Genomic DNA, 12,851 nt, shown 5'->3' with positions numbered 1-12,851 from the left:
GCCCCGGAGATGCTCCCCCGGGGCCGCCCGTTCAGCGTGCTTCCGCTGTTACCAGTAGAAGCCGCGGATCACGTCGATCACGATGCCGCGACGGACGTCGACGAGCATCAGATCGTCATAGTTGCGCACCCAGCGCTGGTTGATGCCGGGGCGCGGCAGGCGATAGCGCCAGGGATCGGCGATCCAGTAACGCTGGCTGTAATAGACCGGCTGGATACGCACGCCGGTGCGGAACTGCTGATAGCGGAACGGAGCGCGCCAGTTGCCGCGGGCATAAAGCGCGCGATTGCCCTGGCGATGGTTGCGCCAGTCGTTGCGGCCCCAGGCGCGATCGCGGTCGCGCAGGTCCTCGCGATATTCGCGGCGGGCGTCGCGCACGTCGCGCGCCTGTTCGCGAACCTCGCGCGGGTGGTCGCCGCGACGGATCGAGCGGTTCAACTCCCGCTGTTCCTGACGGATGTCCTGCCGGTCGCGGCGCAGTTCGCCGGGCGACTGGGCCATTGCGGTGGCGGGCATGACGGTGGCCGCCATCAGGATGCCGATGATCAACTTACGCATGATCTTACTCCTCATTCTCCTGCCGGCGCGCGTCCCGATTTCGGGGCGATTTCGTCGGCACGCATGCTGAATGCCCGATTCGCGCTGAACGTTCCGGGAATGGATCGGTCAGCATCGCGAAAGCCTCTGTCGCAAATTGTAACAAAGCCCACTTCTCAACGGCGTCCCGCCGCCCTAGCCTCCGGCTTTGGCAAACGGGGGAAGAGGCATGAAATTCGGGCATTTTCTGTCGGCCACGGCGGCGCTGGGCCTGGCGGTTCCGGCGCAGGCGCAGGATGCGGCGGGCCAGGCGAAGCTCGACGCGAAATTGCGCGCCGCGGAAAAATGGCTCGAAACCTATCTGGAGCAGGAAGCGGTGCCGGGCGCGTCGGTCGCGATCGTCCATGATCAGAAGATCATCTGGTCCAAAGGCTTCGGTTACGCCAATCTCGCCGCGAAAGTGCCGGCGACGCCGCAGACGCGCTACAGCATCTGTTCGGTCTCCAAGCTGTTCACCGCGCTTGCGGCGATGCAACTGCGCGATCAGGGCAAGCTCGATATCGACAAGCCCGTCGGCGATTACCTGCCCTGGTACAATATCCATGACGTCGAAAAGCCCGACGGCCCGGTCACCGCGCGCGCGATCATGTCGCATGTCGCGGGGCTGCCGCGCGAATCGGATACGCCCTATTGGTCGACCGCGTCCTTCCCCGATCTCGATACGGTGAAGAAGCGGCTGTCCGAACAGACCAATCTCTATCGCACCTACGATTATCTCCAATATTCGAACCTGGGGCTGACATTGCTGGGCCAGCAGGTGGAGGCGGCGTCGGGCCAGGATTACCACGCCTATGTGAAGGCGCGGCTGCTCGATCCGATCGGGCTTTCGAGCACGACCTCCGAATTGCCGAGAGCGCTGCACGGCAAGGCGTTCGCGGTCGGCTACAAGGCGCGCAACGGCAAGGGCGAGCGTGCGACCTTCCCCTTCTACACCGTCAACGCGATCGCGCCGGCGGCCGGCTTCGCCTCGACGGTCGAGGATCTCGGCCGTTTCGCGTCATGGCAGTTCCGCGTGCTCGATGGCGGCGATCCGGTGATCAAATCCTCGACGCTGCGCGAGATGCAGCGCGTCCACTGGATGTCGCCCGACAAGACCGACGAAACCTGGGGGCTCGGCTTCGCGGTCTATAATTACAAGGGCAAGACCCTGGTCGGCCATGGCGGCTATTGCCCCGGCTATCGCACCAGCCTGATGATGCGTCCGCAGGACAAGGTGGCGGTGATCGCGATGGTCAACGTCAACGATGTCAGCCCGGAAGCGATCACACGCGGGCTCTACGATCTGGTCGCGGGTGACATCAAGGCGGCGTTCCCCGACAAGCCGGCGACGCCGGCTCCGGCGAAGCCCGCGCCGAAGGTCGACCTGTCGGTCTATGAGGGCGTCTACAACCGGCCGGGTTATGATTACGACACCTATATCCTGCCCTATGGCGAGGAACTGGTCGGCATCGGCCTCTATGCCGGCAATCCGGTCGAGGATCTCGATCGTTACCGCCATGTCGAAGGCAATGTCTTCCGCCGCGTGCGGCCGGACGACACCCTCGCCGAGCCGCTCACCTTCGAAATGGGCAAGGACGGCAAGCCGGTCCGCGTCTGGAGCCACAGCAACCCGCTGGAGCGGGTGAGCGGAAAATAGCGACCTCCCTTGTCATTCCCGCGCACGCGGGAATGACAAGATTCAGGCGAAAGCGGCCCTGGCGCCGTCCTCCAGCGCCTTCATCGCCAGCCGCCAGGGGAAGGGGCCATGGCTGATCCGCGCCACGCCCAGCGCGGCGAGGCGCTGGGCGGCGGGCACGCCCGGATAGTCCATGATGTTGACCGGCAGCGTTGTGCCCTCGGTCAGCCGGGCGATCAGCGCCTCGTCCTTCATGCCGGGCGCGAAGAAGCCGCTGGCCCCGGCGTCGGCATAGGCGCGTGCGCGTTCGAGCGCGGCATCGACCATCGCTTCGTCATGCGTGTCGGCCGATGCCTTCAGGAAGATGTCGGTGCGGGCGTTGATGAAGAAGTCCGCACCCAGCGCGGCGCGGATCGCGGCGATCTTCGCCGACTGGTCGGCGATGCCGTGCAGGCCTTCTCCACCGATCACCTGATCCTCGAAATTGATGCCCACGCCGCCGGCCGCCGCCACTTGGGCGACATTGGCCGCCACTTCGGCGGGATCGGTCGCGTAGCCGCCCTCGAAATCGAGCGTCACCGGCAACTCCACCGCCGCCGTGATCCGTTCGAGATTGGCGAGCGCCGCAGCCATCGGCAGCCCTTGCGCGTCGGTGAAGCCGTTGGCGCCGGCGACCGAGGCGCTGCCGGTCGCCAGTGCCCTGGCGCCCGCCTTGGCGACCACGGTTGCGCTGCCGGCATCCCAGATATTGTAGAGGATGATGGGATCGCCCTTGACGTGGAGGGCGGCGAAGGCGCGTGCGCGCTCGGTCTGTGCGGTGCTCATGATCGCGATATATCAGAAGAACAGGAGGGGAACATCCTGTTTCTTGCGGTCAATGCCGGATGCGCGTCTGCAGCCAGCGCGCTGCGGCTTCGGGGCTCTGCTTGTCCGCATCGCGATCGACGCGGTAATTGGCCTCGCGCATCGTCTCGACTGGGATCGCGTTCGCCAGCGGCCTGATCGCGGCAAGGAAGCGTTCGTCTCCGGCGCGCCGGGGGGCCGCGAGCAGCAGCGCGTCATAGCCCGGGATCGCGCCCTTCGGATCGGCAAGCACCGTCAGTTGCATCGCGGCGATCCGCCCGTCCGATGAAAAGGCGGAGATCACGTCCGCCTGCCCGCTTTCGAGTGCGCGGAACATGAAGGTGGGGCTATAGGCCCGCTGCGCCGCGAAGTGCAGCGGATAGGCGCGGCGCAACATCGCCCATTCGGGGCGATCGAGAAATTCGAGGTCGGCGCCCAGCGTCATTCCGGCGCTCACCCGTGCGAGATCGTCGATCGTGCGCAGGCCCAGCCGCTTGGCGTCCGCGCCGCGCACGGCCAGTGCATAGGCGTTCTCGAAACCCATCGGCCCGACCAGTTCGACGCCATGCTCGCGCCTTGCCCAATCCCCGATCGCGGCGATCATCGCGCCGCGCGCCGGCACGTCGCCGCGCTTCATCTCGTTGGTCCAGAGCGTCCCCGAATAATCGACATAGACGTCGATATCGCCCGCCGCGAGCGCGCGGAAGATCACCGCCGAACCGAGCCCTTCGCGATATTCGACGGCGTAGCCCGCCGCGGTGAGGCGCTCGCCGATCAGCCGGGCGAGGATATATTGCTCGGAGAAATTCTTGGCGCCGATCACCACCGTGTCGCGCGCGGGCGCCGGGAGCAGCCGGGGCAGGGCGGCGGCGATGGTGCCGCCGGCGAGCAGGGCAAACCCGATCCACACCGCGAGCCGGCGTCGTTTCGCGAGGCCGAGCGCGATCAGGCCGAGCAGTGCATCCGCGATCAGCGCCAGCGCGGCGGATGCGAGGCAGCCGGTGAGCACGAGCGTCCAGTCCTGCGTTTGCAGTCCCGCGAAGATCAGGTCGCCCAGGCCGGGTTGCCCGACCGTGGTGGAAAGCGTCGCCGCGCCGATCGTCCAGACCGCCGCCGTGCGGATGCCGGCCATCACCACCGGCGCGGCGAGCGGGGCTTCGACCAGTCGCAATTTCTGTCCCGGCGTCATGCCGACGCCGTCCGCCGCCTCGATCACCGCCGGATCGAGGCTGGTCAATCCGGTCACCGCGTTGCGGAGGATGGGCAGCAGCGCATAGAGGGTGAGCGCCAGCAGCGAGGGCAGGAAGCCGAGCGCGGGGATATGCGCGCCGACCAGCGCCGAGAGGCCCAGCAATATGGGATAGAAAAGCGCCAGCAGCGCCAGCGCCGGGATCGTCTGGATCAGGCTGGCGGCGGCGAGCGCGACCCGCGCGACAGCCGGCCGCCGCGCCGCGATCACGGCGAGCGGCAGGCTGACCGCGAGCGCCAGCACCAGCGCCGCCGCCGACAGCAGGACATGCGCGGCAAGCAGCCCGGGCAGGCGGGCGAGCGCTTCGTTCATCCGCCATGCTCCAGCCGATATAGCCGTTCGGCCTGCGCGCGCGGCACCGCGACCAATGCATCGGCGGCGGTGCCACCCTGGCCCGCCAGCAGATCGCGTGGCGTCGCGTCGGCGACGATCCGGCCTTTGGCCATCACCAGCACCCGATCGGCGAGGAGCAGCGCCTCCGCCATGTCGTGGGTGACGAGGATCGTGCTCAGCCCCAGCCGTTCATGGAGCGCGCGATAGGCGTTGCCCAACTGATCGCGCGTCACCGGATCGAGCGCGCCGAACGGTTCGTCCATCAGCATCAGCGCGGGTTCCGCCGCCAGCGCGCGCGCCACGCCGACGCGCTGGCGCTGCCCGCCGGACAGCGCGTCGGGCATGCGATCGGCCATGTCGCGAGGCAGATCGACCAGATCGAGCAGCTGCGCGACCCGGTCGCCGGGATCGCGCCGTTCCAGGCGGAAGCCGATCGCGATATTCTCCGCGACGCTCATGTGCGGGAACAGCCCGATATTCTGGAAGACATAGCCGATCCGTCGCCGCAGCAGATGCGGCTCGAGCCCGGCCACATCTTCGCCGTCGATCGAGACACCGCCGCTGTCGGGCTGGACCAGCCGGTTGACCGTCTTGAGCAACGTCGTCTTGCCCGATCCCGATCCGCCGACCAGTGCGACGAAGCTGCCGCGCGCGATCGAAAGAGAGAGCGAATCGACCGCCGGCCGGCCGTCATAGGCCTTGGTCACGGCATCGAAACGGACTGCGGGGGCATCGGCCATCGCCATTGTTTAACGCATCGAACGGAAAATTGGGCGCACAAAGCGAAGCGATATCAAGGGGCAGGGCAGCGCCGCACGATTCCTGCATCGCGCGGCTTGATCCAACTGACCATTATGTAAGTAATAGCCGGAATCGCACCGTCATCATCGTGTAGCCGTGCGAGATTGGGAGGCGAGCATGAAGGCGATCTTCATCACCGGCGGCGGATCGGGAATCGGGCGGGCGACGGCGAAACTGTTCGCGGATCGCGGCTGGTTCGTGGGGCTCGCGGATATCAACGAAGCCGGGCTCGCCGAAACCGCGGCGATGCTGCCGGCGGACCGGTCGAGCACGCACCGGATGGACGTGCGCGACCGGGATCAGTGGCAGGTGGCGCTTGACGATTTCGCCAGGGCGAGCGGCGGACGGCTCGACATATTGTTCAACAATGCCGGCATCGCGGCGGGCGGTCAGTTCGATGTCAGCGATCCGGCGGACAGCGACCGGCTGATCGACATCAACCTGAAAGGGGTGATCAACGGCGCGCATGCCGGGCTGCCGCTGCTCAAGCAAACGCCGGGATCATGCATGCTCAACACCTGCTCGGCCGCCGGGCTCTATGGCGGGCCGGGGCTCGCCGTCTATGCGGCCAGCAAGTTCGGCGTTCGCGGCTTCACCGAAGCGCTCGACATCGAATGGCGCCCGTTCGGCATCAAGGTGCGATCGATCATGCCCAGCTTTATCGACACGCCTTTGCTCGATGCGGTGACGGCGGGCAGCAACGGCACCGCGCGCGAGAATGTCGCGGCGGCGGGGCTGGAATTCACGCCCGTCGAGGATGTGGCGCAGGCGGCTTGGGACGCCGTGCAGGGTGATCGCGTTCATACGGTCGTCGGCAAGACCGCGAAGTCGATGGCGTTCGCCGCGCGCTGGATGCCGGGCGTGCTGCGCAAGCAGCTTGGGACGCGGCTGGGCAGGAAATAGGCGCAACAGCGGGAGCGCGTTAATCCACCAGCGCGTCGATCGCCTCGGCCATCTCGATATCGCGTTCGGAAAGTCCGCCCGCGTCATGGGTGGTGAGCAGGATATCGACGCGATTATAGACGTTCGACCATTCGGGATGATGGTCGGCCGCTTCGGCGAGCAGCGCGACGCGTGTCATGAACGCGAAGGCTTCGGAGAAATTCTCGAAGGTGAAGCTGCGCGAGATCGCGTCGCGCGCCTCGTCATGATCCCAGTCGGGCAGCCCGTCGAGTGCGTCTTCACGTTCGGCTTCGCTGAGCTGATCCACCATGCATCCCTCCCTAGGCATCTCTCGGCTATTCTGCTTATGTCGCGGCATGTCGGGAACAGGTCAACAGGCGCGCCATGCGCCGAGCGCGGCGGATATCGAGGCGCTGGCGCGCGATGCGATGGAGCGATTGCCGGAGGGATTTCGCATCCATCTTTCGGGGGTGCTGCTGATCGTCGATGATTTCGCGGAAGAGGTGATCCTCGACGAGATGGGCATCGAGGATCCGTTCGACTTGACCGGCCTTTATTCCGGCCGTCCCGTTGGTCAGCCCGCCGCGACCGGGGATATGCCCGCCACCATCCATCTCTATCGCCGGCCGCTGCTCGATGAATGGGTCGAAACCGGCGTGTCGCTGGAAGCGCTGGTGACCCATGTCCTGATCCATGAGGTCGGCCATCACTTCGGCCTGTCGGACGCCGACATGCATGCGCTGGAGGACGAGGTTCGAGAGGTCGAGCGCGGGTGACCGGCGCGCGGCTCGAATTCCGGGGCGTCGCCTGCATGCGCGGCGGACGGCTGCTGTTCGAGGGACTGGGCTTCGCGCTCGGCGCCGGCGAGGCGGCGCTGGTGACCGGCCCCAACGGCATCGGCAAGTCGAGCCTGCTGCGGCTGGCCGCCGGATTGTTGCTGCCGGCCGCCGGCATCGTGGAGCGCGACGGTGGTATCGCGCTTGCCGACGAGAATACCGCGCTCGATCCGCAGGCGAGCCTTGGTGACGCGCTCGCTTTCTGGGCGCGATTGGATGGTGGAATCGATCGTGTCGCGCCCGCGCTGGACGCGATGGGGCTTGCACGGCTCGCATCGGTACCGGTGCGGATGCTCTCGACCGGACAGCGCAAGCGCGCGACGCTGGCGCGCGCGATCGCGAGCGGCGCGCCGATCTGGCTGCTCGACGAACCCGGAAACGGGCTCGACGCCGAATCGATCGGCCGGCTCGAAGCCGCGATGGCCACGCATCGCGCGGGCGGTGGGCTGCTGCTCGTCGCATCGCATCAGCCGCTGAAGCTGGATGGCGCGCGCACGATTTCGCTGGGAGCGGCGCGATGAAGCTGTTGCTGCTGCTCGTGCGCCGCGACGTCGCCCTGGCCTATCGCGCGGGCGGGGCGCTCTTGCCCGTCGCCTTTTTCCTGCTGGTCGCCACCCTGTTTCCCTTCGCGGTCGGCCCGGATGCGCAACTGCTTGCGCGAACCGGCGGCGGCGTGGTCTGGATCGCGGCTTTGCTCGCCGCACTGCTGCCGATCGAAAGGCTGATCGAACCCGATACGCGCGCCGGCGTGCTCGACCAGATCGCGATTCGCGGCGTCAGCGACGAAGCCGTCGCCGCCACCCGGATCCTGTCGCACTGGTTGAGCTTCGGCCCGCCGCTGATGCTGGCGACGCTGCCGGCCTCCGCATTGCTCAATCTCGACGGCGCGACGCTCTGGCGGCTCGAACTCGGACTGGCGGTGGGCACGCCCGGGCTCGCCGCGTTGGGCGTGATGATCGGCGCGATCACCGCCGGGCTGCGCGGCGCGGGCGCGCTTGCCGGGCTGCTGCTGCTGCCGCTCGCCGTGCCGTTGATCATCTTCGGCGCCGGTTCGCTCGGCGAATTCGGTGGCGGCGGGCTCAAGCTGCTCGCGGCATCGAGCCTGATCCTGGTCGGCATGGGGCCATTCGCCGCCGGGGCGGCGATCCGGGCGGGGCGGGAATAGCCATATAGCGCTTGTCTGAACTGTCTTGCCAATATAATACACCTGATATGAAAATTCTCGCGCTTGATCAGGTTCGCAAGTCCTATGGACGCAAATGCGTTCTCGACGGCGTGACCATCGATTTCCCCATCGGGCTGACCTTGCTCACCGGCCCCAGCGGGGCCGGAAAATCGACATTGCTGCGCCTTGTCGCGAGCGCCGAACGGCCCAGCGCGGGCCGGGTGATCTGGGATGGGACGCCGCTTCCCGCCGGTCGTGCGGCGCTGCGCCGGTCGCTCGGCTATGCGCCGCAGGCGGTCGATCTGCCCGACGATCTGAGCGCCCGCGCCTTCGCGATGCATATGGCGGCATTGAAGGGGCTCGATCTCGCTGCGGCCGATGCGCAGTTCGCGGGCATTGCCGAGGCGATCGGCCTGGGGGCCGATATCGGCAATCGCATCGGGACCTATTCGGGCGGCATGCGGCGCCGGCTGATCTTCGCCCAGGCGCTACTTGGTGCGCCACGGCTGCTGGCGCTGGACGAGCCGACCGCCGAACTCGACCGGGAGACCGCCCGCCTGCTCGGCGCGCTCGTCGTCGAGCGTGCGCGGACCGCCGCGGTCGTGATGACCACCCATCTTGCCGACGAACTCGCGCCGCATGCGGCGGCCGTGCTGCGCGTCGAAGGCGGCCGCGTGCAGCCGGCATGAGCGCGGCGGTCACGGCGTCCGCGTTCCGGACCACGCTCACGCGCTATTCGTCCAGTCGCGGCCTGTGGCTGCTGCTGCTGATCGCGCCGATCGGCGCGCGCTATATGGTCGCGCAGGATGACGGGACGGGGCTGCAGGTCGCGATCGGTGGGCATCTGCCGGTGATGACCTCCGCCACGCTGGGCGTCACGCTGGGCATCATCGTCTCGACATTGCTGCTGCCCGTCGGCTTTCTCTATCTCCGCTCGAACGTCACGCGCATCCAGCCCTGGCAGATCGAGGAAGTCACGCCGGCCTCGCGCGTGGCGATCGCGCTCGGGCGTTTCGGCGCCGACGTTGCGGTGCTGTTCGCGGTGCTTGCCGCGCTGACGGTCGCGGGCTGGTTCCTGGCTTGGCTGGTCGGCAGCGGTCCGCTCAATATCGGGCATGTCGCGCTGACATTGTGGATCGTCGCGGCGCCAAGCCTGATGGCGCTCGCGGCGATCCGCAGCCTCGTCGATTCGCTGCGGTTCACGCGCGGCGGGTGGGGCGAGACCATGTTCTTCATCATCTGGCTGGCGATGATCTCGGTGCCGGCGGTGCTCAGCAGCCTGCCATCCTCCTATGCGGCCAACATGCTCGACCTGACGGGTTTCGTCCGTCCGCTGACCGGGCCGCAGCCGCTGGCGATGGGCGATTTCAGCATCGGCGTCACGCGCATCCTGCCGGGCCGCGTGCCGCTCGATGCGATGGCGGGGCTGGCCGCCCCGGGCTATCTGGCGTCGCGCGCGACCTGGGCTGTGCTCGCGGTCGCGCTCGCCGCGCTGTCCGGCCTGATCTACGCCCCGCATATCGCCAGGCCGAAAGCGGCGAGACCCGGGCTTTTCGCGCGTCTCTTCGCCTTTCGTCCCGCCGCGCCCGCGACGCCCTCGACGACGCCCGCGCCACTCACCGCGCATCCGTTGATCGGGCTGTTCAAGGCGGAGTTCCGTCTGATCGGCGATGGGCGCCCGTTCCTGATCCTGGCGGCGGGTGCGGCGATGCTCGGCCTGCTCGGCGATTATCGCCATATCGGCAGCCCGGCGGCGCTGCTGCCGTTGATCTTCGGCCTGGTCGCGCATGCGGCGCGCAGCGAACGTCTCCGCACGCTTGGCGGGGTGGCGATGCTGGCGCCGATGCCGCGCCGGATCGCCTTCGTCCTGGCGGGAACGGCATGGGCGGTGCTGATGGCGCTGCCCGCCGCGATCGCGCAACTCTCTGCCGTGCCGTTGCTGCTCGCGCTGGCCACGGGTCTGGCCGCGGCATTGGTTGCCGCGATGCTGACGGGGTTCAGCCGCTCGGCCTTCGCGCCCCGGCTGGTCCTGCTTCTCTTGTGGTACGGCTATTTCGCGAGCTGAGTGAACCGTCGAGCGATGTGATGGAAAGAGCGGCGGCAGAGGCCGCAAGCTGCTTCGCCATGCGCTCCAATCGACAACCGCATGCGACTGCCCTATCGCATTTCATGATATTGGTCTGACAGGACAATGAACCGTGCCGAGCACCGCTGGTAGCGACGATCTCAAGCGTTATGTGCATCTCGTCTGGTTCGCGCTGATGAATGTCGCGAAGGAATCGGATGTTCTGCTCACGCGCCGTAAATTGTGGCGCAATCATCATCGCGTGCTGGATTCGCTGAGCAAGGGCGTTGCTCGTTCGCTCAGCGAACTGGCGGTGCGCAACGGCACGTCGAAACAGGCGCTGCACAAATCAATTCACGGGCTGCTTCGCGCAAATCTGGTCCAGGTCGAAGTCGATCCGCTGCATCGGCGCGCCAAATCGGTGAAGCTCACACCCGCCGGCCGGAAATTCGAAGCCGCGCTGGATCGTTGCCAGGAAAGCGTGCTCGAGACGGTCGCCGAACGCGTCGGCCAGGAGAAGATGGAGATATGGGCGGAGGTGATGGTCGAGATCGCCGCCGCGCCGAACCTCGCCAAAGACGCGTGGAATATCGAGGAGGTGACGCAGCAGGGCCCTGCGCGATCGGGTGGGCAGGCGCGCGCCGTCGCCGCCAGCCGGTCCTGACGCAGCGGACGGCCGGGGCGGACGGTCAGTAGGCGGGCGGCGGATCCGAACCGCGGCAGCCGATCAGGAAATCGAAATCCGCGCCGCGATCGGCCTGTTGCACATGCATCTGGTAAAGATCGGCATAGCCGCCGGTATAAACGGGTGATGGGGCCTGCCAGGATTCAGCGCCGCGCTTCGCCAGTTCCTCCGGCGATATGTCCAGATGCAGGCGTCGTGCCGCGACGTCGAGCTCGACCATGTCGCCATCGCGGACCAGTGCCAGCGGTCCGCCGACGGCCGCTTCGGGCGCGACGTGGAGAATGGCGGTGCCCCCGGAGGTTCCGCTCATCCGGGCGTCCGAGATCCGCACCATATCCTTCACGCCCTGCGCAAGCAGGGTGGCTGGAATGGGGATGCTGCCTGCCTCCGGCATGCCGGGATAGCCTCGCGGGCCGGCGCCGCGAAGGATCAGGACGCTGTCCGCCGTTGCGCCGAGCGACGGATCGTCGATCCGGCGTTTGAGATCGGCGACGCCGTCGAACACCAGCGCGGGTCCGCGATGCGTCAGCAAGGCGGGCGTCACCGCCGACAGCTTGAGGACGGCGCCGTCGGGCGCGAGGTTCCCGCGCAGCACGGCGATCCCGCCCGCGGGCTTGATCGGGTCCGTCATCGGCCGGATCATCGTGTCGTCCCAGCAGGGCGCACCCGCGATCATGTCGCCGATCGTGCCGGTGACGGTGGGGGCGCTGCGATCGATCAATTCGCCCAGCCGGCGCATCACCGCGGGCACGCCGCCTGCATAATAGAAATCCTCCATCAACCGGCCTCCGCCCGGCATCACGTCCGCGAGCAGCGGTATGTCGCGATTGAGGTGGTCGATATCGTCGAGATCGAGCGCTACGCCGACACGCCCGGCGATGGCGAGCAGGTGGATCGCGACATTTGTCGACCCGCCGAGCGCCGCGTTCAGCCGCAACGCGTTCTCGAAGGCGCTCCGCGTGAGCAGGGCCGACAAACGGACATCGCGTTCAACCAGATCGACGATCGCGCGGCCCGATTCATGCGCGAGCATGCGGCGGCGCGAATCGACCGCCGGGATGGCGCCGTTCTGCGGCAAGGCCAGCCCCATGGCTTCCATCATCGCCGCCATGCTGGAGGCGGTGCCCATCGTCATGCAGCTTCCCGCCGAGCGCGAGATCGCCGCTTCGACGCCCGCCATCTCCGCCATCGTCATCCGCCCCGCACGCACATCGTCCGACATGCTCCACAGGCTGGTGCCCGAACCGATGGTGGCGCCTTCGAACTTGCCGTTGAGCATGGGGCCGCCGGAAACCACGATCGTCGGCAGATCGACGCTCGCGGCCCCCATCGCCAATGCCGGCGTGGTCTTGTCGCAGCCGCATAGCAGCACCACGCCGTCGATCGGATTGGCGCGGATCGATTCCTCGACATCCATGCTGACGAGGTTCCGGTACAGCATCGTCGTTGGCCGCATCAGCGTTTCGCCGAGCGACATGACCGGAAATTCGAGCGGCAGCCCCCCGGCTTCATAGACCCCGCGCTTCACATAATCGGCAAGATCCCGAAGATGGGCGTTGCAGGGCGTCAGTTCGGACCAGCTGTTGCAGATGCCGACGACCGGCCGGCCATCCAGCATCGATGCGGGAATGCCCTGGTTGCGCAGCCAGGATCGGTGGATCAGCCCGGTCGGACTGTCGAGCCCGAACCATGCCGACGAACGCCGGTCGCCTTGATTTTCGTTCACGTCATTCCCCTCGCTTGTACCCGAATGATGTCG

14 protein-coding genes are annotated in these 12,851 nt (G+C 67.3%); 8 read left to right on the top strand and 6 right to left on the bottom strand.

From position 1 onward, the window contains the following. Positions 1–48 precede the first annotated feature (48 nt). Entirely contained in the window at positions 49–558 is a 510-nt protein-coding gene (locus tag K7G82_RS24160) for an RcnB family protein (RefSeq protein ID WP_222992530.1), read from the bottom strand. 208 nt (positions 559–766) lie between these two features. Between K7G82_RS24160 and K7G82_RS24155 the strand changes: the two genes are divergently transcribed. Beyond that, positions 767–2,233 carry a serine hydrolase domain-containing protein gene (locus K7G82_RS24155; RefSeq protein ID WP_222992529.1) on the top strand — a complete coding sequence of 489 codons (1,467 nt, stop codon included), beginning with the start codon at positions 767–769 and terminating at the stop codon, positions 2,231–2,233. 42 nt (positions 2,234–2,275) lie between these two features. Here K7G82_RS24155 and K7G82_RS24150 read toward each other — a convergent pair whose 3' ends face one another. The 3 genes from K7G82_RS24150 to K7G82_RS24140 are packed head-to-tail and all read right to left on the bottom strand — an operon-like array spanning position 2,276 to position 5,383. Continuing rightward, on the bottom strand, positions 2,276–3,037 hold the full coding sequence (locus K7G82_RS24150) for an isocitrate lyase/PEP mutase family protein (protein WP_222992528.1): 762 nt from the start codon (positions 3,035–3,037) through the stop codon (positions 2,276–2,278). A gap of 49 nt (positions 3,038–3,086) precedes the next feature. Next, a complete protein-coding gene (locus K7G82_RS24145) occupies positions 3,087–4,616 on the bottom strand; it encodes an ABC transporter permease/substrate-binding protein (RefSeq protein ID WP_222992527.1) in 1,530 nt (509 codons plus the stop codon). Further along, complete coding sequence (locus K7G82_RS24140) at positions 4,613–5,383, bottom strand: ATP-binding cassette domain-containing protein (RefSeq protein ID WP_222992526.1); 771 nt, start codon at positions 5,381–5,383, stop codon at positions 4,613–4,615. The genes K7G82_RS24145 and K7G82_RS24140 overlap by 4 nt, the downstream gene beginning before the upstream one ends. Positions 5,384–5,555: 172 nt before the next feature. Here K7G82_RS24140 and K7G82_RS24135 point away from each other — a divergent pair, with 172 nt between their 5' ends. Continuing rightward, complete coding sequence (locus K7G82_RS24135) at positions 5,556–6,341, top strand: SDR family oxidoreductase (RefSeq protein WP_222992525.1); 786 nt, start codon at positions 5,556–5,558, stop codon at positions 6,339–6,341. A gap of 19 nt (positions 6,342–6,360) precedes the next feature. On the opposite strand, the gene K7G82_RS24130 is transcribed toward K7G82_RS24135, so the two are convergent. Further along, positions 6,361–6,651, bottom strand: a complete 291-nt coding sequence (locus K7G82_RS24130; RefSeq protein ID WP_222992524.1) for a 4a-hydroxytetrahydrobiopterin dehydratase — start codon at positions 6,649–6,651, stop codon at positions 6,361–6,363. A gap of 46 nt (positions 6,652–6,697) precedes the next feature. On the opposite strand from K7G82_RS24130, the gene K7G82_RS24125 reads away from it, so the two are divergent. From K7G82_RS24125 to K7G82_RS24100, 6 genes are all read left to right on the top strand, one after another. After that, a complete protein-coding gene (locus tag K7G82_RS24125) occupies positions 6,698–7,117 on the top strand; it encodes a metallopeptidase family protein (RefSeq protein WP_222992523.1) in 420 nt (139 codons plus the stop codon). After that, positions 7,114–7,698, top strand: a complete 585-nt coding sequence (gene ccmA, locus K7G82_RS24120) for a heme ABC exporter ATP-binding protein CcmA (RefSeq protein WP_222992522.1) — start codon at positions 7,114–7,116, stop codon at positions 7,696–7,698. Before K7G82_RS24125 ends, ccmA begins: the two co-directional genes overlap by 4 nt. Next, positions 7,695–8,342 carry a heme exporter protein CcmB gene (locus K7G82_RS24115; RefSeq protein WP_222992521.1) on the top strand — a complete coding sequence of 216 codons (648 nt, stop codon included), beginning with the start codon at positions 7,695–7,697 and terminating at the stop codon, positions 8,340–8,342. Before ccmA ends, K7G82_RS24115 begins: the two co-directional genes overlap by 4 nt. Positions 8,343–8,452: 110 nt before the next feature. Then, positions 8,453–9,031 (top strand): ATP-binding cassette domain-containing protein, encoded by a 579-nt coding sequence (locus K7G82_RS24110; protein WP_343228634.1) that lies wholly within the window; start codon positions 8,453–8,455, stop codon positions 9,029–9,031. After that, complete coding sequence (locus tag K7G82_RS24105; RefSeq protein WP_222992520.1) at positions 9,028–10,407, top strand: hypothetical protein; 1,380 nt, start codon at positions 9,028–9,030, stop codon at positions 10,405–10,407. Before K7G82_RS24110 ends, K7G82_RS24105 begins: the two co-directional genes overlap by 4 nt. A 133-nt stretch (positions 10,408–10,540) precedes the next feature. Then, positions 10,541–11,071: a MarR family winged helix-turn-helix transcriptional regulator gene (locus K7G82_RS24100; RefSeq protein WP_222992519.1), complete on the top strand. Its 531-nt coding sequence runs from the start codon at positions 10,541–10,543 to the stop codon at positions 11,069–11,071. Between the two features lie 25 nt (positions 11,072–11,096). On the opposite strand, the gene K7G82_RS24095 is transcribed toward K7G82_RS24100, so the two are convergent. Then, entirely contained in the window at positions 11,097–12,818 is a 1,722-nt protein-coding gene (locus K7G82_RS24095; protein WP_222992518.1) for an IlvD/Edd family dehydratase, read from the bottom strand. Positions 12,819–12,851: the final 33 nt, after the last annotated feature.

The organism is Sphingomonas colocasiae (assembly GCF_019880585.1).
Lineage (GTDB): Bacteria > Pseudomonadota > Alphaproteobacteria > Sphingomonadales > Sphingomonadaceae > Sphingobium_A > Sphingobium_A colocasiae.
The sequence above is the reverse complement of the archived record's forward strand: the minus strand, read 5'-3'. Positions and strand labels throughout refer to the sequence as shown.

Bases quoted from the DNA above. Each gene is read 5' to 3' on its own strand.
- K7G82_RS24135 (WP_222992525.1), top strand. From the start codon at position 5,556: ATGAAGGCGATCTTCATCACCGGCGGCGGATCGGGAATCGGGCGGGCG.
- K7G82_RS24150 (WP_222992528.1), bottom strand. From the start codon at position 3,037: ATGAGCACCGCACAGACCGAGCGCGCACGCGCCTTCGCCGCCCTCCAC.
- K7G82_RS24145 (WP_222992527.1), bottom strand. From the start codon at position 4,616: ATGAACGAAGCGCTCGCCCGCCTGCCCGGGCTGCTTGCCGCGCATGTC.
- K7G82_RS24140 (WP_222992526.1), bottom strand. From the start codon at position 5,383: ATGGCGATGGCCGATGCCCCCGCAGTCCGTTTCGATGCCGTGACCAAG.
- K7G82_RS24155 (WP_222992529.1), top strand. From the start codon at position 767: ATGAAATTCGGGCATTTTCTGTCGGCCACGGCGGCGCTGGGCCTGGCG.
- K7G82_RS24160 (WP_222992530.1), bottom strand. From the start codon at position 558: ATGCGTAAGTTGATCATCGGCATCCTGATGGCGGCCACCGTCATGCCC.
- K7G82_RS24115 (WP_222992521.1), top strand. From the start codon at position 7,695: ATGAAGCTGTTGCTGCTGCTCGTGCGCCGCGACGTCGCCCTGGCCTAT.
- K7G82_RS24130 (WP_222992524.1), bottom strand. From the start codon at position 6,651: ATGGTGGATCAGCTCAGCGAAGCCGAACGTGAAGACGCACTCGACGGG.
- K7G82_RS24105 (WP_222992520.1), top strand. From the start codon at position 9,028: ATGAGCGCGGCGGTCACGGCGTCCGCGTTCCGGACCACGCTCACGCGC.
- K7G82_RS24125 (WP_222992523.1), top strand. From the start codon at position 6,698: ATGTCGGGAACAGGTCAACAGGCGCGCCATGCGCCGAGCGCGGCGGAT.